Below are 21,809 nucleotides of genomic sequence, written 5' to 3' on the forward strand. Positions count from 1 at the left end.
AGCGTAGAAATTACAGCCATTGGTGTATGACACAGGATTTTAAGTTTACAACTAAAAAGTATAACAACATGACAGACCGAGATAACCGCAATAACCGAGATACAAGTGCTACAGACTTGGGTAAAATGAACCAGCAGACAGGACGTGAGTTATACGAGCGCGACAAGCAGCAACAGCCACATCACCAGGAGCGTTATGCCCGCAGAGGCGAAGAGCAGCGTAAGTGGGATGAGGGCAACTACTTCCATACCGGCCCCAGCCCGCGCGGCGCACAGGACCGGCCAGTTCACCAGCCGGAACACCATCGTGGCGGCAGCAGCCACTCCACTTACCGCGTAGGCGAAGGTACTCATCCGGGCAGTCACTACGGCAGCCGCTCCGACAGCCCTTACCGCAACGAGTACGAATACCTGAACCACGGCAACCGTCCGTATGGCCCTCAAGGGTACCAGGGGCAGGGCAGCATAGCCAGCGGCCAGCAGCCCGGCAACTACAACGAGCCGCCAACCTCGCAGGACAGCCTGTGGCGCGAAGGCCCTGATACCCGCAGCCGCTACAAAGAAACCGACTATCGTTATGGCAGCGGCTCGCATAACTGGTACCGCGAAGGCCGCTACTCTCCGGATGAGCCACGCCACACGCAGCCAACCAGCGACCGCACCTTTTTCCAGCGCCTCCGTCATACCTGGGACGACATCATGCACTCCGATGATCCGGAATGGCAGGAAAGAGACAGACGAAACCGTGACCAGTACATCCAGCAACACCCCATGAGCGACCGCCAGCGCTACGGATCCGAGCCATACCGCGACCGTAATTTCAACAGCGGTTACGAAGGTGGCCCGCGCTGGGCGGATGAAACAGACTCCGGCAAAAAATAAATTCCAATATTTAACCCATCGCGGCTAACGCAACAGCAGGCAAGGCCGTATAAACTACAGATTAGGTAGATTTGGTAGTAGATTAGTTTTAGTTAACAACAAGGCCGGCCCCAAAGCTGGCCTTGTTTCTTTATACCCGCCACCTCCCCGAAAGACCAACCTCCTGCATACCAGCCCGTAAACCCAAATACCCTCCAAGCAGGGCACGTTCTTATTCCTCCACTATAAAAAACAAGCTTATGTATCATAGAGATAGAGAGTATAACCCGGAACAGCGCCAGCACCACCGTGACCGTGAGCAGCACAGAGGCTGGCAACCTAGCCAGGGAGAGCAGGAAGGATACAGGGATTTCAGTGAGCGCTGGCAGGAACCACGACCGTTTTTTGAGCAGCCCCGGGAGCATAACCGTGGCTACTACGAACGCAACCAACACTATAACTACGGCCCGGAGCAACAGCAGGCATGGCATTCGTCTGAGCAACAAAGGCACCGCCTGTTCCAGGACAGAAGAGAGCACCAGCAGGACAGGCGACTGGAAAACCCGTACTGGCACCACCAGGATTATGGACCGCAGAACCAGCAGGCCGCAGACCGGTGGAGCCAACCCTACTACAGGCCTTATAGCCAGGGGCAGCAACACCAGCACGACGACTATTATGAAGAAGATCGGGAGAGATTCAGAGGCTAACGTATAGCCATCAAGTATAAAGGCCGGCAATAACTACCGGCCTTTATACTTGATATACTTCAAAAGCGCCGTCGCCAGCCCACGCCAAACGACACCAGTTCCGGTATGCCTGGTATCAGGTTAACCGAGAGGTCATTCTGCCCTGATAGCTGGTAATTATACTCCAGCTCGCCGGCGTACCAATAGAATTTATACTGCCACTTGCCGCTCTGGTTAAAGTAGCCGTCATCTTCGTAGCCCTCCAACCGGTTCCAGTCGCGGCGGTACACCAAGGTAGGGCCAATGCCCCCGTTCAGGGAATGCCTGTTCCTGCGGAGAATAAGTCCGCGCCAGCCCAGGTGTGTGAAGCCTGCCAGCGAAGCAGAACAATCGGCATACAGCCCCTGCTCTACCCGGATGCTCATCACATCGCGTTTAAAAAAACGATCGTAGCCAACGATAGCCCCATAATTAAAAGCCAGTATGCCTTTATCGTCCAGCCGGTTCGGGAAGATCTCGGGGTAAGGACTCTCTTTCAGGTGCACCGACAGCCCGAAGAACTTAGCCGTAAACGTATTTTGATAAACAGGTTCCTGCTCCTGCGCCTGTATGGACCACGGCAGCAACCAGCCTGAAAGTATAAAAAGAAGTATAAGTTGTTTCATGAAGTACTCGTGTTCCTGGTTTATACTACAACCCGAGCAGGAAGTTAAAACCGGGCAAGACGAATGTGCCTTCCGCAGCTCTTTATACTTGGTTTATACTTTGTACCTTTGCCTGACATCATTTCTAACTATGGAGCCACTGGAAAGTTTGCTGCAACAGGTTCGCGCCTGCCGCTTGTGCGAGGAGCATCTGCCGCTCGGCCCCAGGCCTGTTTTGCGTGCAGCCACCTCTGCCAGGCTGCTGATCGTGGGCCAGGCGCCGGGCACCAAAGTGCATGCCAGCGGCAAACCCTGGGACGACCAGAGCGGCAAACGCCTGCGCCAGTGGCTGAACATGAGCGAGGAGCTGTTTTATGACGAGACCCAGGTGGCCATTATCCCAATGGGATTTTGCTACCCGGGCAAAGGCAAAAGCGGCGACCTGCCACCACGGCCCGAATGCGCGCAGCACTGGCACCAGCAACTGCTGGCGTTGCTGCCCAACATCGAGCTCACGCTGCTGGTAGGTAAGTATGCGCAGGATCATTTTTTGGGAAGCGCTGCCAAAGGCACGCTAACCGAGACCGTAGCCGCCTGGCCGGACTACCTGCCGCGCTACATGCCCCTGCCGCACCCTTCACCGCGCAACCAGTTCTGGCTGCGGCGCAACCCGTGGTTCGAGGCCGATGCCGTGCCGGCTTTGCAGCAACTCGTCAGCACACTCTTTCATCAACCTAACGTATAAATTACGCGTTTGCGATTTACCATACTTCTAAGCAATCCACCCCGATGATCAACTTCCCAACCAGCAAACTACCGGACGTAGGCACCAGCATTTTCTCGGTGATGTCGGCTTTGGCCAACGAGCAGCAGGCCATTAACCTCTCGCAGGGCTTCCCGGACTTTAACTGCCCGGAGCCGCTCATGCAGCTTGTAACCAGGTATATGCACGAAGGCTTTAATCAGTATGCCCCTATGCCTGGCGTGCCCAAACTGCGCCAGCGCATCAGCGAGAAAACAGAGAAAATGTACGGTTACCTGCCTAATCCGGAAACAGAGATAACGGTAACATCGGGCGCTACGGAAGCCTTGTTTGCAGCCATTACAGCGGTGGTAAAGCCCGGCGACGAAGTAGTGATCCTGGAGCCTTGCTACGACAGCTATGCGCCGGCCATCCGGCTGAGCGGCGGCGTGCCGGTGTATGTGCCGCTGGCGGTTCCGGGCTTTCATGTGGATTGGGAGCTGGTAAAAAGGCGCATATCTTCCCGCACCAAACTGATCATCATCAACACGCCACACAACCCAACGGGTGCCGTGATGTCGCGCCAGGACATGGAAACGCTGGCCAATCTGACCGATGGCACCGACATCCTGGTGATCAGCGACGAAGTATACGAGCACATGGTGTTTGACGGGCAGGAGCACGTAAGCGCACTGCAGCTGCCTTCGCTGCGGGAGCGCAGCTTTGTGATTTCCTCCTTCGGCAAAACCTACCACACCACCGGCTGGAAGATCGGTTATGTGGTGGCTCCGCCGGTACTTACTGTTGAGTTGCGCAAGATGCACCAGTTCATCACTTTCTGTTCGGTTACGCCGTTGCAGCTGGCCATTGCTGATTTTATTGAGAACGAGGCACACTACCGCTCGCTGCCGGCGTTTTACCAGGCCAAGCGCGACACCTTCTGCGAGCTGCTGCAGTCGTCCCGATTCGAGATCATTCCTTCAGCGGGCACATACTTCCAGTTGCTGAAGTATGACGCCATTTCAGATGAGCATGACCTGGATTTTGCTAAGCGCCTGACCAAAGAAATTGGCGTAGCCGCCATCCCGGTATCGGCTTTCTACCACGACAAAACCGACCACAAGTACCTGCGCTTCTGCTTCGCGAAAGGCGATGAAACGCTGCAAAAAGCAGCCGAGCGGTTGGTGAAATTGTAAATTGTTGATTGCTGAATAGCTGGAAGGTTAAATTGCTACATTGTATAATTGTTGGCTTCGCCCCTAGCTCATTTATAATTCATAATTCGTAATTCATAATTATTAGAAAGTATGGACCTGCGCGTAACCATTGTTCAAACGGCCCTGCACTGGCAGGATGCCGAGGCTAACCGAAAGATGTTTTCGGAGAAGCTGGCCAATGCCGCTCCTAAGACGGACCTGATCGTGCTGCCAGAGATGTTTACCACCGGCTTCAGCATGAATGCGCCGGAACTGGCCGAGGAAGCAGGGGGACCGTCGCTTGCCTGGATGCAACAGGAAGCCGCGCGGCACCATGCGGTTGTTACGGGCAGTGTGATGGTGCAGGAAAACGGCAAGTACTACAACCGCCTGTTCTGGGTGCGTCCAGATGGCTCTTATGAAAAGTATGACAAGCGCCACCTGTTCCGGATGGCTAGGGAGCATGAAACCTATACTTCAGGGACAGACCAGTTGGTCGTAGAACTGAAAGGCTGGCGCATTCGCCCGCTGGTGTGCTACGACCTGCGATTCCCGGTGTGGAGCCGCAATACGGGCAACAGGTATGACCTGCTGTTGTATGTGGCTAACTGGCCGAAAGTACGCAGCCTTGCGTGGAGCACCTTGCTGCAAGCCCGTGCCATCGAGAATATTGCTTATGTGGCAGGCGTGAACCGTATCGGCACCGACGGCAACAATCATCCCTACTCCGGCGATTCTGCCATCATCCACCCCAAAGGCCATAAATTATTAGAGACCACTGAGGCCGAAGGTATTCATACTTTAACGCTCAGCAAGCAGGAGTTAATTGACTTCCGCGAGATTTTTCCGGCGCATTTGGATGCGGATGAATTTAGGCTGGGGTGAAGCTTGTCTGAATCAGGATTTTCAGGATGTGGTAGGATGAACAGGATTTTACTTGTCCCTTCATTCCAAACATTCTGGCGTGAATCTCCAGGTTCGTGACTAACCAGTGGTGCCAGAGTCTCTGACTCAACTGGCCCGGCAGGGACAGGAAAAAGCTTAACACCTCTTGCTGTCATCTCGACCAGCGGGAGAGATCTGGTACAAGCAAACTGTAAACACACCCCTTACCCCTCTCAAGAGGGGAACTTCTGTTGTAGCTATACTTGAGATTATACTTTCATAGGTGCTGTTGTCCAACCACCCCTAACCCCTCCTTCTCTAAGGCGGGGAATCAGTAGTCGCTATAGTTGAAGTATAAGTTGCATAGCTGCAAGTATAGCGCGGACAGGTCGCGACCTGTCCCTACAATGTAGCCACTTGCTTAGCCGCTTACGAAGCAGTATCGTTTCCAGTCCTTGGGTTGAGCGCCTTTGATTTGTTGCGGTGCCCGCAAGGGCAGCCTGCAGCGCAGCGATGGCAGCTTCAAATCATCAGCGCGATGCCCGAGGACGAGGCTTCGCGGCCTGGAGCGTACCAAAACCAACTATGAAGCTATAAGTAAGTAAAACTGAGGAAGAGTAGTAGCTACGAAGCAAAGGCTTGCTGGCACAAAGTATTAACCTCAGCTATAGGTATAAGATTTCTCGGTGCACTCGAAATGACAAATTGAAGTCTATCTGGCAAAGAAAAGACGTACTTCTTCCTTAAACCCCTGCTCACCCTTCACCACTTTATACTTCACAGCTGGTCTTGCTGCCAACATACGTTCAAGGCGGGAGTGTTGCCCTAACAAAAGTATGGACTTATCAGCACCACCCTGCAGCAGTTCTTCTAACAGCGGCATAAGCTGGAGCAACGGCCCCTCTCCTGCTTTTATGCAGATAACTACCTCCGAAGCTTCGCGCAGAAAGCGAACCGCATAGTGCTGCAACTCTTCCGAGGAGTGTACATCCACATCGAAAGTGGCCACCTCCGGAAAGCTCTGCCGCACCCACCTGAGCAACGGCTGCTCGTAAGCCGGTTCGGCAGCAAGATTGATCAGCAGGAACGATTTCATTACTGGATCACCACCCGTTTCACCTGGTAACCACCGTCTCGGCGGGTAGCGCGCAGCATGTAAATGCCTGCTTTCAACTCCGGCAAACTCAGCGTATGGAATTGGTTATACTTTGCACCCGCAGCGTATACTTTGCGCCCGATCATATCATGTAGTTCTACCGCTACCGCCTCGGCAGCCTCTACTTGCAGTATCGCCTTTTCGCCGCGCGCCAGCGGGTTTGGATACACTTTCAGCGCCAGATTTACTTTCTGATTCTCCGGGCTGGCGGCAGGACCACTGGCTTGTTCCAGCAAGTATAAGCCGCCGCCCAAACTACCAACAGCCAGCATGCCGTTACCAGCCACGGCTATACTCAGGTTTTTGCCCAGGCGCGTTGTGTGTTTTTTATTCGTCAGCGTATTTTGCAGCAGTTCCGACTGCCCTGTTAAGGTGCCGTTCAGGTTGGGCAGAAAATCCAGGTACAGACGCAGGGCGCCGCTGTCGTCTACAGTGAGCAGGTCTGGTTTCTGATCCGCATTTACATCTGCTATGGCTACGGAAAGGTTTCGGCGCTGCACGTTGAAGCCAATACCGCCTAAACTTTCCTTTTCCAACGTAAAGGCGGATAGCGTGGCCGTACCCGTGTTGCGGTAGTAGTCCAGTCCTCCGTTAGCTTTACCTATCAGCATGTCTGGTTTCCCATCACCATTAATGTCATAAAAAGTCGGGGAGTCGCCATCGATAAGGGTTTGGATGGTGGCAAGGCTGGCGGCACTGAACTGGTAGGTCTGTCCGGCTGAGGCGGTATTAGGAATGTAGGCTACGCGGGTGGTGTTGCGCTCCTGGTGCCTGTAGGTAAGCACCAGGTCCGGAACTTTATCCCCATTCAGATCGGCAAAGGCAGGTTTGATGCCCCACAGTTCCTGCGCTGCCAGTTCCAGGTAATCGTCTGTTACCAGCGTATAGGCAGGGGTCGCAGTAGTGCCAGTATTCTTGTAGAAGCTCAGCGAGGAAACATACTTGCCATTGCGCAGGGAAGCGTTGTTACCCACCAGCATGTCCTGCTTTCCGTCGCCGTCTACATCGGCAAAGGCCGGGTAAGCACCCTCTCCCAGGTCGATCATCTGCTCCTGCAGAAAGTTATCCTGCACAAACTCAAAATCGGGTTGGTTGTGCTGGCCTTTGTTGCGATAGAGCCACACCGAGCGTTGCACTTCCAGGTTCCCTTCGTTTTCGTTGCTGCCCGGCGCTACCAGCAGGTCGGGTATGCCATCAAAAGTGACGTCTTCGTAGAAAGCAGCCGGGAACAGGTTAAACTTTGCAGCCTGCGTGTTTGCCGGATAAGCAGTATCCATCCCCTGCATCAGTGCCGTAGTTGACGTGCCCACATTTTCCATCTTGATGAGGTTATCGCAGGCTACGTTGCCCATCAGCAGGTCGCGGTCGCCATCGGCATCGAGGTCCAGGGCCAGCAGCGCCGAGCCATCGTGGCCGGAGTGCAGGGGAGCGGCCACCCGGCACTGCACGCCAAAACCGAAGTTGTTGCAGCCGTGGCATTCGGTAATTTGCCCCCACCAGTTGGTCTCTATCGTAAACTGCAACGTGCCACAGGCCTGCCCCTGCTCTACCTGCATATTTTTGAAATACTCCAGCGTCTGCCCCGCCGAAAATTCTGTCAGCAGGATGTCCAGGTCGCCGTCGCCGTCCATATCCACAATTGCGGGCATGTCGGCGGTGTTCATCTGCATGTTGATGCCCGAGTTGCTCTTGCTGTTATACTTCAGGTAATCTTCAGCCAGCACAAAGGTCGGGGCTCCGGTTGTCGCTTCCTGCCGGTACACCCGTATGCCCAGCGAGGTACTGGTAAAGATGTCTTTCAGACCATCGCAGTTGTAGTCGCGCAGCAGCACCCAGTGCTCCAGCTCTTCCGGGAAAAGCACCTCGTACTCCGGGCTATACTTGTAACGCCAGTTGCCCTGCTCCTGCACCGCCAGGTAGGTGAACACCTTACGTAGCATACGGTCGAAAATGAACAGGTCTTCCCTGCCATCCTTGTTCAGGTCAATGGTAGAAAACTGGGGAGTATTAAGGCCGCCATTCCAGGGGGCAGGCAATTCCCTGCCGTTCTGGCTCACCGGCACATCGGGGCGCAGGCGATACTGCAGCGGGTTTTGCGCCAGGCTGACACAGGCAGTGCCAAGGAGAAGCAACAGGGTAAGGAGCGTTTTCATAGAGGCTGGCGGTAGAAGTGCGTTATATGATCCTGATCAGAGTGAACTATAAATTCCGGTTGAGCTTGCTTTGGGCTATCGCTTTTGCCGTTTTGGGTGTATATTGCCAGTCGTGGCAGGCGCTATACTTGATGCCCGCCATACTTTTACAACCAGATAAATTTAAGCATTCTATGCAGAATAGCATTGAGTTTCTATACCAAAAATACCAGGAGTGCCGCCACGTCAGCACCGACTCGCGCGCCTCGCAGGACCAAAGCCTGTTCTTTGCGCTGAACGGCCCGAATTTTAAGGGAGCCAAATTTGCCCAGCAGGCCCTGGCGCAGGGCGCTAAGTATGCCGTGGTAGATGACCCAAGTATGGCCTCTGACAACTGCTTTGTGGTGGAAGACACGCTGCAGGCGCTGCAAGACCTGGCCCGCCATCACCGTCGCCAGCTCAGCATACCCGTGATCGGCATTACGGGCAGCAACGGCAAAACTACCACCAAAGAGCTGATCTATGCGGTGCTGAGCCAGAAATTCAACACGCTGTATACCCAAGGCAACCTGAACAACCACATCGGGGTGCCGCTTACCTTGCTGCGCATCAAGCCGGAGCACGAAATGGCCATTATCGAGATGGGCGCCAACCACATCGGGGAGATCGAACTGCTTTCAAGTATTGCCATGCCCACGCACGGCATGATCACCAACATTGGCAAAGCGCACCTGGAAGGCTTTGGCAGCCTGGAGGGTGTGGCCCGTGGCAAAAGCGAATTGTATGTGCACCTGCTGGAGCACGGCGGCACCGTGTTTGTGAACACCGGCAACGACCACCTCATGCGCATGAGCCGCCGCATCGAAAACAAAGTAACCTACCCTGCCCCCGGCGATTACTACCACAGCGAGCTGCTGGAAGCCTCGCCCTACGTAGTGTACCGTGACGAAGAAGGCAACTTGGTGCACACGCAACTGATGGGCAGCTACAACTACGAGAACATGGCTGCTGCTGCCTGCATCGGCAAGTTCTTTGGGGTGCCTTTGGAAAAAGCCAACCAAGCCATCGCCAACTACAGCCCGGTGAACAACCGCTCGCAGGTACTGCAGAAAGACAGCAACACCATCATCCTGGATGCCTACAATGCCAACCCGACCTCCATGGCGGCAGCCGTGCGCAACTTCGGCAGCATGAAAGCACCACGTAAAGTGGTTATACTTGGCGATATGTTTGAGATGGGCAGCGAGAGTGCGGCTGAACATAAACTGCTGGGCGAGACCGTTGCCACACAACCCTTCGATACGGTATTGCTCTGCGGCAAAGACATGCAATATGCCGCTGAAGTGAATTCCAATTTTTTATACTTTGAAACCAAACCTGAGCTGACGCAGTGGCTGCAGGAGCACCCGGTATCGGAAAGCTATGTGCTGGTAAAAGGCTCCCGCGGCATGGGCCTGGAAACGTTGGTAGAGGTGTTGTAAATTTGGAGTTTTGAAAATTTGGAGATGAGGGGATTGTCTCCGGGGCTAGTGTAGTAAAAGCATTTTTGCCTTTTTTAATAAAAAACACAGAGGCCGGAAAAGATATCTTCTCCGGCCTCTGTGTTTGATAGCTATACTTTAAAAGTCTTGCGTCTTGTGTCTGAAATACTTCGTCTTTATTAAAACGGCGAAACAAAATTCTTTAGCAGCGGCAGCACCTCATCTTTCGGCGATACCAGCGGGTCTGTAACGCCCCAATCTATACCTAGAGCCGGGTCGTTCCATAGTATGCCGCCTTCCGATGGCTGATGATAGAAGTTGGTGCACTTGTAAAGGAAGGTAGTGTCTTCTTCCAGCGCTACAAAGCCATGCGCAAAGCCTTCCGGTATGTAAAAGATGTTCTGTTGGTCAGCGTCCAGCATACAGGCAACGTGCTGTCCGTAGGTAGGAGAACCAGCTCTTAAATCTACAGCCACATCCAAGGCTCTGCCTTTTGTAACCCGCACCAGCTTGCCTTGCGCATACGGCGGCTTTTGGAAATGCAGCCCGCGCAATACGCCCTTTTTTGATACCGACTGGTTATCCTGCACAAAAGTAGGATGTATGCCAAAGGGCTCAAACCATTTCTCGCTGTACGTTTCCAGGAAAAAGCCCCGGTCGTCTTGGAACACGCGCGGGAAAAATTCTATCAGGCCTTCGATGTGGTAGGTCTTGTACTCCATTTATATCTTATCCTTTGTCTTTTGTAACTTCTTTAATTGCCTGCAGGTAGCGCGCGATCACCAACCGGTCGTCGAACTTTTCTTCTGCTATCCTGCGGCTGGCCTGGCCCATCTGCTGCAGCTGCCCATCCTCCAATTGCAGGAGCTGCATCATTTTATCAGCCAGGTCGGCGGCGTGGCGCACGCGGCAAAGGTAACCATTAACGCCTTGCTCAACTACCTCCCGGCAACCCGGCACGTTGGAAGCGATCAGCGGTTTGCCCATAGCGGCTGCCTCCAGCAAGGTGCGCGGCGTTCCTTCGCGGTACGAGGGCAGCACCACACAGTCTGCCTGCACTATAACGGTTGTAACATCGTCTGTCTTGCCCAGGTACTCGATGGCGCCCGTGGCGATCCATTCTTCCAGTTGCTGCTGCTTTATGCCAGACCGGCTGCGCTCGTCTACACGCCCCAGCAACTGACATCGTACTTCCGGAAAACGGGCCTTTACCATCCAGCTGGCCTCTACGTATTCTTTTACGCCCTTGTCATACAGCACCCGCGCGATCATCAGGAATGTGAAAGGCTGGTGCCGCTGAAACGTGGCATTAGGCACAAACTTCTGCACATCTATACCTGAGCCCGGCAGCACTTCCGTGATTGCCGCCTTCACCAGCCCGTGCTTTAAAAAGAGCTTCCGGTCATCCTGGTTCTGGAAAAATACCTTAGCCGGATACCGGAAAGCAGCCCGGTAAAGTTTCAGGGCAATGTTGGAGATATAGTCCTTGGTAATGAAGACCGTACCCAGACCCGACACATTGTTAATGGAAGGAATGCCCGCCAGGTGTGCTGCCAGAGAGCCGTAAATGTTTGGCTTTATGGTATAATGCAACACCACATCCGGCCTTACCTGCCGGTAAGTATAAAACAGCCGCCAGGTCAGAAGCGCATCTTCAAACGGGTTGGTGCCTTTTGCCATCCGCACCGGTACAAAGCGGCACCCGGCTTCTACCAGCTTATGGGAGTAAGAGTCCTCAGGTGCAATTGCCACTACCTCATGCCCCTCTGCCAGCAAAGCCTGCAGCAGGCTCATGCGGAAGTTGTAGATATTCCAGGAAGTGTTGATTACGATGGCAATACGCATATAAGCTGGGAAGCCCTGACCGGGCGACAAAGATACAGTGCTTCTGGTTGTAAAAACACGTAAGTTAGCCATTTTCGTGCTGCTATCTCAAAATTTAAGCTAAATTGCGCCTGTTCCTGTATCCTGCAGATCATTTACAAATACCTAAACTACATGCCGATTACAGCATTGCTGCACGCACACGTACTGGTTCTTGTTCTTTTCCTGCTGCTGTTTACCGTTAAAGTAGTGTTGCTGCTCCTGAACAAGCGCGATGCCCTGGCAAAGGTCAGAACCAAGACCAAAGTGGCTGACGTTATCCTTGGTGTCCTGATCCTGATAACAGGCGGCTGGCTGGTGCTGAACTATACCGGTGGCCTGCCCTCCTGGCTGATCGTGAAAATTGTACTGGTGCTGGCTGCTATTCCGCTGGGCATTATTGGCTTAAAACGCGAAAACAAGCCATTGGCAGTACTGGCCCTCTTCCTATTCCTGTATGTTTACGGGGTGGCCGAAACCAACAGCCTGACCATGCAGAAAGCCGACGCACCAGCTGCCATCAGCTCTGACGCCACGAGCCCGGCTCAACCTAAACCCGAGGAGGCAAAAGGAGAAATCCTCTCTTCGCTAAACGAAAGTAGTTTAACCAACGGCAAGTCGATCTACGTACAAGTATGCGCTACCTGCCATGGCGCAAACGGGGAAAAAGGCCTCGGTGGCGCCGCAAACCTGGCAGCAAGTACGCTAAGCCTGAACCAGCGCAAAGACGTAATCCATAAAGGCCGCGGCATGATGCCGGGTTTTGGCCAGCAACTCAGCGAGCAGGAAATAGAACAGGTCGCAGCCTATACCATGACGCTTAAAAAATAATAAATGGGTAAAAAGCAATTTTACGAAACTGCCAAACCACAGGAAACCGCCGTATTGGTTGCGGTACCTGGCTACAGGCAGTCAGATGAGCAAACCGCCGAGTACCTCGACGAGCTTGCTTTTTTAACAGAAACCGCCGGAGCCAAATCCATAAACCGCTTTGTTCAGAAGCTCGACAAACCAGACTCCCGTACTTATGTAGGCAGCGGCAAACTGGACGAGATCAAAGCTTTTGTGCTGGAGCATAATGTGGACATGGTGATCTTTGACGATGACCTGAGCCCTTCGCAGGTGCGCAACATCGAACGCGAGCTGCAGGTAAAGATCGTAGACCGCAGCTTGCTTATACTTGACATCTTCGCCCTACGCGCCAAAACAGCACAGGCGCACGCACAGGTCGAGATGGCCCAGTACCAGTACTTACTGCCGCGCCTTACCAACCTCTGGACCCACTTATCCAAGCAGAAAGGTGGTATCGGCATGAAAGGTCCCGGTGAAACGGAAATCGAGACGGACCGCCGTATTGTGCGCGACAAGATATCGCTGCTGCGGGACCGCCTGGAGAAATTTGAGAAGCAGAATTTTGAGCAACGCAAATCCAGGGCGGGCATTGTGCGCGTGGCGCTGGTTGGGTATACCAACGTGGGCAAATCCACGCTCATGAACCTGCTCTCCAAATCGGATGTGTTTGCCGAAAACAAGCTGTTTGCCACCGTAGACGCTACTGTACGTAAAGTGGTGCTCAACAACATTCCGTTCCTGCTATCCGATACGGTAGGGTTTATCCGTAAGCTGCCTACCAAGCTGATCGAGTCGTTCAAGTCCACGCTGGACGAGATACGTGAAGCCGACCTGCTGGTGCATGTGGTAGATATCTCCCATCCCTCTTTCGAAGAGCACATCGACGTAGTGAACAATACCCTGATCGATATCAATGCTGCCGAAAAACCGGTGCTGCTGGTATTTAACAAAATAGACCAGTACCTGGCACAGCGCGAACTGGAGTTGCAGCACGAGGGAGCCGACGTGCGCCCGTCGCTCGACGACCTGAAGGAAACGTACATGGCCAAAGAGCACGCCCCTGCCCTGTTCATCTCGGCCAAGGACAAGCTCAACATCGAGGAACTACGCGAGGAGCTGCAGCGACGGGTTGCGGAAATCCATTACGAGCGCTATCCGAACAATATTTAACGTATAACTACTGTATAAAAAAGGGAGCTACTGCTATACGTAGCTCCCTTTTTTATTTGCCCCGTTCGTAACAGCAAGTATAAATTAACCGCATGCAGCTGTGTTTTATACTTCACCAGAGCCCTTCTCCAGCGCCGAATCAGCCATACCATACTTTCCGGCAATATATTACCCGTTGCCCCAGGGCTCTGACACAACCATTTTATAGTGCTTTCAGTAAAGACACAAAACCACGATACACGACCGGTTACGGTTTAAGTGGTTGTGATGCTAACCCGTATGAAGACACTATACATCCTGAGACATGCCAAATCCAGCTGGAAATTTGAGGAGCTCAGCGACCATGACCGCCCTCTGAACAAACGCGGCCGTGCCGATGCGCCCTTGATCGGGCAGGAACTGGCCTCCCGCGAAATTAAGCCCGGCCTAATTATATCCAGCCCAGCGGTAAGGGCGATTACCACAGCAACGCTTATAGGAAAAGAGATCGGCTACGAGCCAGACGAAATCGTGGTAGACGACCGTGTGTACGGTGCCGATAAGCAGGAGCTTATGGAGATCGTACAGGAGGCTCCTGATGAAGTTGATGAGCTGATAATCATCGGCCATAACGAAGCCATTACCGAGTTTGCCAACATGCTCTCGCCCCAGACGATCTCCAGTATACCTACTGCCGGCGTGGTAGGGCTCCGCTTCGATTGCGACAGCTGGCCTAAGATCAGCCGCGACAATGCAGAGTTTTTATTTTTTGATTTCCCGGGAAACTATGCTTAAGGGCATTGCCCGCTTGTACCCCCAGGCATTTATACTTCCCGGCTACCGCACGATCCTGAGCAAAAGCATCATTAAGTCTTACCCCCAAAGCCCCATAGCAGGCACCCTTGTATACCATGGCATCAGATAAAGTATCAGAAACCAAACACAAAAAGAATCCTCCTCTTATAGACCGGGAGCTGAGCTGGCTTGCCTTCAACTACCGGGTATTGCAGGAAGCCAAAGACGAGAGCGTGCCCCTGCTCGAGCGGATAAAATTCCTGGCCATTTTCTCTTCCAACCTCGACGAATATTTCAAGGTGCGCGTGGCCACCCTCAAGCGCCTGATCAAGCTCAAGAAAAAGACCCGCCAGAAACTGGCCGAAGATCCATCGGACACCTTTGAACAGGTTATTCAGGAAGTAAGGCGGCAACAGCAGGAATTCGGCGAAGTGTTCCGGGAGGGCATTCTGAAAGACCTGCGCAAAGAGAACATCCACCTGCTTACCGAGCATGACCTGAACCCGGAGCAGGAAACATTCGTGCGGGACTACTTCCAGGAGAAACTACAGCCGCTGCTGCTGCCTATTATACTTGACGATACCGAAACGCACCTCTTCCTGAAAGACCAGACCGTGTACCTGGGCGTGCGCCTGTCCGAACCGAAAGAAGCGGAGGCCAGGGATGAGCAATTCTCGATGATAGAGATCCCCACGAAGAAGCACGGCAGCCGTTTTGTGAAATTGCCCACCGTAGACGGGCAGCGGTACGTGATGTTTATAGACGACATCATCCGCTTCTGTTTGCCGGAGCTGTTTCCAAAGTATAGCCACTACGAGGCGCACGCCGTGAAAGTATCGCGGGATGCGGAGCTGGACATAGAGGAAGAAGTATCGGGCAACCTGATGGCCAAGATCAAGAAGAGTCTGAAAAAGCGCGAAACCGGCTACCCGGCGCGCCTGCTCTACGACCCCGAAGCGCCACAATCTTTACTGGATGCGATGATGATGCACACCGGTATAACAGAAGAGGAACTGGTGGAGGGCAGCAAGTACCATAACTTCCGTGATTTTTTCCAGTTCCCGGATTTTAACCTGCCCGACCTGAAGTATACGCCGCAGCCCACGCTGGTGCACCCGCTACTGGAGCGGGAACGAAGTATAATCAAAGCCATGCAGAAGCAGGATTACCTGGTGCACTACCCGTACCAGTCGTTTGATTATGTGATAAAGCTGTTTAACGAGGCAGCCAAAGACCCTGCGGTTACGGCCATGAGCGCCACCCTGTACCGTGTGGCAGAAGATTCGGAAATTGCCAAAGCGCTGGCAAAGGCGGCCAAGAACGGAAAGCTGGTAACCGTGGTGGTAGAACTGAAAGCCCGTTTCGACGAGGAGTCGAACATCTTCTGGGCCGGCAAGCTGCAAAAGGCAGGCGCCAACGTGATCTTCGGTGTACCGGATCTGAAAGTACACTCAAAATTGGGGCTGATCACGCGCAACGAAGGAGGCAAACTGGTTAACTATGCTTACCTGAGCACAGGCAACTACAACGAGGATACGTCGAAGATTTACTGCGACCATGCCCTGTTCACTGCCGATCCGCGCCTGACCAAAGATGTGGAGCAGGTGTTCAACTTCTTCATCGATCAGCATCCGGATAAAAAATTCAAGCACTTGCTGGTAGCCCCGATCTCTATGCGGGAGCGTTTCATGGAGCTGGTAAACCGGGAGATCAAGAACGCGAAAAAAGGACTTCCTGCGTCCATGATCCTGAAGCTGAATGCGCTGCAGGACGAGCGTATGATCAAGAAACTGTACGACGCCAGCCAGGCAGGCGTGAAGATACAATTGCTGGTACGGGGTATTTGCTGCCTCATACCTGGTGTGGAAGGCCTGAGCGAGAACATTACCGTGCGCAGCATCGTGGACCGCTACCTGGAGCATGCCCGGGTATACATCTTCCACAACAACGGCGAGGAGAAGTATTACGTGGCCTCTGCCGACTGGATGACGCGCAACCTGAACCGCCGGGTGGAAGTAGCCTTTCCGCTGTTGCAGCTAGACCTGGTGGAGCAGATCCGCAAGATCATCGACATACAGTTGGCCGACGATACTAAGGCCCGTAACATCGACAACAGTTACTACAAGCCTTCGTCGCAACCGCATGTGCGCGCGCAGTACGACACCTACGAGTATCTCCGCAGCCTGGTGCCCAAAGGCATGAAACCGGAGCGCGATTAAAGTATAAAGGCCAGCTACAAGAGCTGGCCTTTATACTTTGGTTGATTTATACTTTCCGGCTAAATAAAACAGTATCCTGCGCTGCTGTTTACTAAAAAGGTCTCTTTCTGACCTGGCCTTTTTCCATCCATTTGCGTGGTGCCACCAGGTATAACTCTACACCAATGTAGCCCGCGCCGGCAAGATCATTGTCTATCAGTTCATCTTTATCGCCTGGATCTTCAAAAACGCGGTTCCGGTAGTACTGCCGGAAACCACCCTCCACGGCAAACCAAACAAAGTCATAGATTTCGCGCTCCATGCGCAGCAGCGCCTTTATATCTGTTCGCCGCAGCTCAATCTCTCCGAACTGCTGCAATTCTGTTTTGTCTGCAAAAATATCGTAGCTAGCCCCTTCTAAGCGGTATCCGGCATACAAATAGGTTTTCTCGTCAACATTACGGCGTACCCTGACAGCAGCGGGGAAAATAGCTTCTACTCCCCACCTCTCGTTAAAGGTGCGGTTGTAGAGTATACCAGGGTAAATACGCTGCCTGCCAAAAATCCAACCGTACTCTACGCCCACGCCAATAGAATAATAAGGAGATAAAGACCAGCCATATGCCAGGTCTACCGTTCCTTTAAAGTAATCTGAGATATTGATGTTGTCGCGGGTATAATCTCCGTTGAGCTCGCCTTTTGCCCGTATCAAATAAAATTTGCGACTGTCTATAGAGTGCTGGTACGCCAGCTGCAGGCCTATACTTTTCAGGTTCTTGTCCTCTAAGTATTGGTACAGACTATAGGAGTTTTCGCTGAGATTCTCGAAGTTAAACTCCTCCAATTCGTAGTTGAAACCGATGATTAGCTTTGTCTGCGGCCTGTTTATCAGCGGGGCTCCTGCTGAAACAGAGAACTTGTTGTGGCGCCTGATACGTCCTTCCCCATTTCCTAATCTTGGGTCATCAGACTCGGAATCTATATCGAAGCCGGGGAGGCGCTCATACTTCAGAACTATTCCACGGGGCCTTGGTTGCCCCTCTACGCCCGGGCCGGCATATGTAACGGTATCTTCCTGCCCGGACTCCGTCATTTGGGCAGTGGCCTGCCAGGCAATCAACAGCAAAGAAATCAGTAATGTACTGGTAAATAGTTTTTTCATAGTTTATGGAGTAAATAGTATCAGAAAAAGTTAAGTGCAGGAGCTTGTTTTTTCTGCTCCTGCACTTAGTATAGTTATACGGTTTTTAAAAAAAGAAGCCAAAATCCAGTGTCACCAGTTCTTCGTCCTCGCCTATGGCATAGGTAACCGAGATCACATTTTTCTGCATGATGTCTGCCCACAGGCCACCGCCAATGCCGGTGTGCAGGCTTCTGAAAAAGGCCTGTTTTCCGTCACCTTCCTGGTACACACGGCCTGCGTCAATTAGCCCCAGCACGCCCAGCTTGCCCGGTGTCAGGTACAGGTTAAAGTCGAAGAGCTGGAGGCGTGCCTCGGCATTGCCATACAACGCGCTACGGCCAGCAAAACGGGTTCTTCGGTACCCGCGCAGGTTGTCCATGCCTCCCAGGGTATTGGCCTGGTAAAAACGGAAGTCGCCCCAGTTGTGTGAAGCCCCCAAACGACCTGCCCACGTAAGCTGGAACGGGAAGTTTGGCGTCAGGTAGAACCGGAACTCTGAGCTTATGTTGGTGTAGCGCAGTTTCTCGGCATTCAGCTGGCGGTTAAAGCTGACACGGTTGTACCAGCGCATGCCGATGTACGGGTTTACGTCGTTGGTTCCCCCGATCACATCCATGGTGGTAAAGGCCGTGATACCGGCATAGTGCTGGGTTGTAAACTCATCTTCTTCCAGGTCATACGTACCCGGCTCCAGCCGTCCAGCCCGTGCTTCGCTCAGCAGGAAGGTTTCCTTGCCCGAATTTGTAACATTAAAGCGGTCGTAAGTAGGCCCAATACCGATAGTCAAGAAGCTTGAGATATCGTTGTTGAGCGTGGTACTGGCACCAACACGCTCGTAGCGTACCCGGTAGAAGCTATCATCGGTATCCGGCGACTGGGTCGTATTGTTGCCCAGGCCATAGTAGTTGCGCTGATACTTTGGCCCCTGCACCAAGGCATTCAGCCCCAGGCTCCAGCCCCTAATTACCTGCTTCACATCACCGGTATAGTTTACGTTGAACGAGTTGGTAAGAAAAGCATAGTTTGCTTCCAGCAAATGCTCCGAGGCATAAGGTGTTTTCCGGAACTTCTGCGTACGCAGGAGCACACCGGTACCCAGGAACAAACCGTCGTCCACGTTATACTCTGCTGATAGGCGGGGCCCCACATACGGCAGCTTGTAGTTGTTACGGTCGTAAAAGTTTATGTCCGGATGGTCAGATGTCTTTACTTTGGTTTCGCCACCGAATGTAAAGGTGTTGCCCTCTTTGGTATCATACACAATGGTATGCCGCTTCAGGCCCGACACACTTGAGTTATCTGTGATGCGGTCATCGTTGTTGCCCCCTATGATGCGTACCAGTATGCCTTTGTCCACATCGCCGGTTACTTCAAAGGCATCCTGGCCACCCAGCCCATAGAGGCGCAGTTCTTTGGTTTCGACGGTAAAGAAGGTACGCTGGTAAAGGGTGTCGCGTATATCGCCTTCTTTTTTAGTCTTGTAAACCGTTAACCTTGTCTGGTCATCGTTCAGGCGCTCTACCACAAAGCGCTCGTACTTGTCACTGCCTGCCACATCTACCATTTTCGAGATATGCTCATAGAACTGCTCGGCGGCTTGCGGCAGCTTATCGCGTCGTGATTTAAGCTTGGCTACGATCTCAGGCCCGGAGAGGGCACGGATATCTTCCGGCCACTGCTGCACTGCCTCTTCGATGATGGCATCACTCATGTTGGCCTTGATGTCTTCGGCTATCCGGATCCAGTCCTGGCGGGTGACGCTTGAAGTAAAGGTACGGTCGGCACTCAGAGCACTCAGGTTAAGGCCTACAATATCGTCGTAGTCGTAACCGAAGTTCTGGATGTTGCGCACCCCCCACTTGCGGGTAGCCAGCCAGGGAAGTATACCATCCGCTTTAAAGAAGGCCATGTCACGGTCTTCCGGAACCGGTGTATACAGCTTATTTTTCTCGCCCTTGTCTTCTTTCCAGCGCCACTGCCCCTCGTGTCGGTCCCAGTCGCCGATCAGCATATCAAACAGGCGGGCGCGGGCATAGGCTTGCTCGTTTACACGGGTATCGTTGTCTTCCTCCAGCTCACGCAGCACCTTATCGGTACCAACAAGGTTTTCAGCAAAGCCCAGGCTCGCTACGTCTTCGTGGTTCTCGTCGGGGTCCTCTTCCAGAAAAGCCAGCCGGTTGCCAAACTCATCGATGTACTGGCGCAGGTATGGCGTATTGGGGATGTAAACCAATTGCGGGTTGGTATGAAATACTTTGGCGGCATCGGCCAGCTTTGGCACTGCCAGGGCTGCGTACGGGTGCTGCGCCGAGATCTGGTCCTGCAGCAACGCACGGGCCGCTGTTTCGCGTAAGTATCGGGGCAGTGCCAGTGTCGGGTCTTTGTTTACGCTGCGAAGGGTATACTCGCGCGCTTCCGGGGTACGGACCTTCAGCGAGGCGGTCTGTTTGCCACCTCCTTTCTGGTAAGGCGTTAACCCACCCAGTTCGTTTTTCATGTCGAGTACGGGCACATTTACCGGGGTTGCCCACTCTTTGCGGTAATGGTCGCCTAAAAGCTTGCGCCGGAAGCTGCCGCTCAGGTAATCGGTATTGGCGGCCAGCGTGATGGTGCTGTCGGCATAATTGGTTTTGTCTTGTGCCAGCGGCCGGTCCTTGCGCGGTTTTTTAGCATATACCGGCGTCCGGAACGTCATTTTACCCGTTGAGCCATCTCCTTCCGGCACCCAGAACTCAGTCCATACTTCGCCATTCTCATAGTATAACACCTTGGAGAACCCTTTTATCATATGGGCATAATGGGCATCGCCGCCACCTCTGATGTCCTGTATTTTGCATCCGGAACCGCTTACGATCAGGCCTGCATTTTTATACTTAAAGTACTCCAGCGCGTGCTCGTGGCCGGCAGCATAGATAATGTTGTCATACTTTTCGAAGATGTTGTACAGCCCCTGGATGTAGGCCTGGTAGCGCGGGTGCGGAATATCCTGCAAAATGCCGCCATACTTCCTGGCAAAAGGGTAAATAGACCCGATAATAGGGAGTGGCAGATAGATCCATTCGCGGAGCAGGGTCATCGGGAAGATGTGGTCTTTGAGTGTGAAAAAGCCACCGTGTACGCCCCGGCTTTTAAGCGGGTGGTGGGCCACCATGAGGATGTCCCTGCCGCTGTGCTTTTCAACCAGGTCTTCGAGCTGTATCAGGAAGTCGGCTTCGTCGGCGGCTCCACAGGCGCTGTTGTTTCCGTAAGGGCGGTCCCAAGGGTGCAGCCACCACTCCGAGTCGATGGCAATCAGCACCAGGTCGTCACTGATCATGACTTCGTACGGACCAGGGCAGCCGTTGCCGGGCACGTAAAAATCGCCACCGGTCACAATGCCTTCTTCGGTCAGGTACTCGTTCACGTAATTCTGTTCCCGCATCACTGCCTGCAGACCACCGCGGCCGCTGTGGTTCCAGTCGTGGTTACCCGGTATCATATACTTCTCTCCGGGGTATCCTTTCATGATGTCGAGCTGTTCATTCAGGCGCTTTTCCGAAACGTCGCGGTCATACTTGTCGGGTTCTGGCAGGCCGTTGTAATACACGTTGTCGCCCAGGAAAACAGTAGCACTGCTTTCGCCGGCTTCCATCATGTGCGAGCGCATCAGTTTTAGCGAGGGCTCCTGCTGCTTCAGGTCGGGTGCCCCTACGTCCCCGATCAGGAATACAGTATACAGCAGCTTGTTATTGGGGTTCGGGGTTTGCTGCTCCCAATCCAGGGATTGACTGCCATAGTAGGGTTTGCCGGCAGTACAGGCATGCAGCAGCAGGCCACAAAGCGCCAGCAATAAGGGGCTCAGGAAAAAGTGCTTCTTATTGTAGGTTTTTCTCATAAGGGTAATAAAGTAAGACGCTCTGCCACCTCAGGCGGGCAGGGCCGCATAAGTATGGCAGTTGTAGAATAGGATGTGATGTTGTTGCGCAAAAGCAATGCGCCCGTGTA

18 protein-coding genes are annotated in these 21,809 nt (G+C 53.2%); 11 read left to right on the forward strand and 7 right to left on the reverse strand.

Annotation, left to right across the window (positions count from 1 at the left end):
* The first annotated feature begins 26 nt into the window (after positions 1-26).
* Both MJ611_RS03865 and MJ611_RS03870 read left to right on the forward strand, forming a co-directional pair.
* On the forward strand, positions 27-881 hold the full coding sequence (locus MJ611_RS03865; RefSeq protein ID WP_250428139.1) for a hypothetical protein: 855 nt from the start codon (positions 27-29) through the stop codon (positions 879-881).
* Positions 882-1,120: 239 nt separating this feature from the next.
* A complete protein-coding gene (locus MJ611_RS03870; protein WP_250428141.1) occupies positions 1,121-1,570 on the forward strand; it encodes a hypothetical protein in 450 nt (149 codons plus the stop codon).
* Positions 1,571-1,629: 59 nt separating this feature from the next.
* On the opposite strand, the gene MJ611_RS03875 is transcribed toward MJ611_RS03870, so the two are convergent.
* Positions 1,630-2,214, reverse strand: coding sequence for a hypothetical protein (locus MJ611_RS03875; RefSeq protein WP_250428142.1), 585 nt, complete (start codon positions 2,212-2,214; stop codon positions 1,630-1,632).
* Between the two features lie 130 nt (positions 2,215-2,344).
* Here MJ611_RS03875 and MJ611_RS03880 point away from each other — a divergent pair, with 130 nt between their 5' ends.
* The 3 genes from MJ611_RS03880 to MJ611_RS03890 all read left to right on the forward strand — a co-directional run bounded on the left by MJ611_RS03880 (position 2,345) and on the right by MJ611_RS03890 (position 5,016).
* Positions 2,345-2,938 (forward strand): uracil-DNA glycosylase family protein, encoded by a 594-nt coding sequence (locus MJ611_RS03880; protein ID WP_250428144.1) that lies wholly within the window; start codon positions 2,345-2,347, stop codon positions 2,936-2,938.
* A 44-nt stretch (positions 2,939-2,982) separates the two neighbouring features.
* Complete coding sequence (locus tag MJ611_RS03885) at positions 2,983-4,131, forward strand: pyridoxal phosphate-dependent aminotransferase (protein ID WP_250428145.1); 1,149 nt, start codon at positions 2,983-2,985, stop codon at positions 4,129-4,131.
* A gap of 111 nt (positions 4,132-4,242) precedes the next feature.
* Positions 4,243-5,016, forward strand: a complete 774-nt coding sequence (locus MJ611_RS03890; RefSeq protein WP_250428147.1) for an amidohydrolase — start codon at positions 4,243-4,245, stop codon at positions 5,014-5,016.
* A gap of 712 nt (positions 5,017-5,728) precedes the next feature.
* On the opposite strand, the gene MJ611_RS03895 is transcribed toward MJ611_RS03890, so the two are convergent.
* Positions 5,729-6,112 carry a hypothetical protein gene (locus tag MJ611_RS03895; protein ID WP_250428149.1) on the reverse strand — a complete coding sequence of 128 codons (384 nt, stop codon included), beginning with the start codon at positions 6,110-6,112 and terminating at the stop codon, positions 5,729-5,731.
* Positions 6,112-8,325, reverse strand: coding sequence for a T9SS type A sorting domain-containing protein (locus MJ611_RS03900; protein ID WP_250428151.1), 2,214 nt, complete (start codon positions 8,323-8,325; stop codon positions 6,112-6,114). Before MJ611_RS03900 ends, MJ611_RS03895 begins: the two co-directional genes overlap by 1 nt.
* A gap of 173 nt (positions 8,326-8,498) precedes the next feature.
* Here MJ611_RS03900 and MJ611_RS03905 point away from each other — a divergent pair, with 173 nt between their 5' ends.
* Entirely contained in the window at positions 8,499-9,785 is a 1,287-nt protein-coding gene (locus tag MJ611_RS03905; protein WP_250428768.1) for a UDP-N-acetylmuramoyl-tripeptide--D-alanyl-D-alanine ligase, read from the forward strand.
* Between the two features lie 179 nt (positions 9,786-9,964).
* On the opposite strand, the gene rfbC is transcribed toward MJ611_RS03905, so the two are convergent.
* Positions 9,965-10,507, reverse strand: a complete 543-nt coding sequence (gene rfbC, locus MJ611_RS03910; protein ID WP_250428153.1) for a dTDP-4-dehydrorhamnose 3,5-epimerase — start codon at positions 10,505-10,507, stop codon at positions 9,965-9,967.
* A gap of 7 nt (positions 10,508-10,514) precedes the next feature.
* Entirely contained in the window at positions 10,515-11,702 is a 1,188-nt protein-coding gene (locus MJ611_RS03915; RefSeq protein ID WP_250428154.1) for a glycosyltransferase family 4 protein, read from the reverse strand.
* An 81-nt stretch (positions 11,703-11,783) separates the two neighbouring features.
* Here MJ611_RS03915 and MJ611_RS03920 point away from each other — a divergent pair, with 81 nt between their 5' ends.
* The 5 genes from MJ611_RS03920 (at position 11,784) to ppk1 (ending at position 16,663) form a co-directional block, all read left to right on the forward strand.
* Positions 11,784-12,479: a SirB2 family protein gene (locus MJ611_RS03920; RefSeq protein WP_250428156.1), complete on the forward strand. Its 696-nt coding sequence runs from the start codon at positions 11,784-11,786 to the stop codon at positions 12,477-12,479.
* A 3-nt stretch (positions 12,480-12,482) separates the two neighbouring features.
* Positions 12,483-13,670: a GTPase HflX gene (gene hflX / locus MJ611_RS03925; RefSeq protein WP_250428158.1), complete on the forward strand. Its 1,188-nt coding sequence runs from the start codon at positions 12,483-12,485 to the stop codon at positions 13,668-13,670.
* A gap of 279 nt (positions 13,671-13,949) precedes the next feature.
* The gene (locus tag MJ611_RS03930; protein ID WP_250428160.1) at positions 13,950-14,444 is read left to right on the forward strand and encodes a SixA phosphatase family protein; all 495 of its coding nucleotides are present in this window, start codon (positions 13,950-13,952) and stop codon (positions 14,442-14,444) included.
* Positions 14,437-14,574 carry a DUF2974 domain-containing protein gene (locus MJ611_RS03935; RefSeq protein ID WP_250428162.1) on the forward strand — a complete coding sequence of 46 codons (138 nt, stop codon included), beginning with the start codon at positions 14,437-14,439 and terminating at the stop codon, positions 14,572-14,574. Before MJ611_RS03930 ends, MJ611_RS03935 begins: the two co-directional genes overlap by 8 nt.
* Positions 14,561-16,663, forward strand: coding sequence for a polyphosphate kinase 1 (gene ppk1 / locus MJ611_RS03940; RefSeq protein WP_250428164.1), 2,103 nt, complete (start codon positions 14,561-14,563; stop codon positions 16,661-16,663). Before MJ611_RS03935 ends, ppk1 begins: the two co-directional genes overlap by 14 nt.
* Positions 16,664-16,754: 91 nt before the next feature.
* Here the strand turns inward: ppk1 and MJ611_RS03945 are convergent, their stop codons facing one another.
* Both MJ611_RS03945 and MJ611_RS03950 read right to left on the reverse strand, forming a co-directional pair.
* The gene (locus MJ611_RS03945) at positions 16,755-17,804 is read right to left on the reverse strand and encodes a DUF6268 family outer membrane beta-barrel protein (RefSeq protein WP_250428166.1); all 1,050 of its coding nucleotides are present in this window, start codon (positions 17,802-17,804) and stop codon (positions 16,755-16,757) included.
* A gap of 85 nt (positions 17,805-17,889) precedes the next feature.
* Complete coding sequence (locus MJ611_RS03950) at positions 17,890-21,699, reverse strand: BamA/TamA family outer membrane protein (RefSeq protein WP_250428167.1); 3,810 nt, start codon at positions 21,697-21,699, stop codon at positions 17,890-17,892.
* Positions 21,700-21,809: the final 110 nt, after the last annotated feature.

Origin of the sequence: Pontibacter ruber, from assembly GCF_023630205.1 — a bacterium.
Taxonomy (GTDB): domain Bacteria; phylum Bacteroidota; class Bacteroidia; order Cytophagales; family Hymenobacteraceae; genus Pontibacter; species Pontibacter ruber.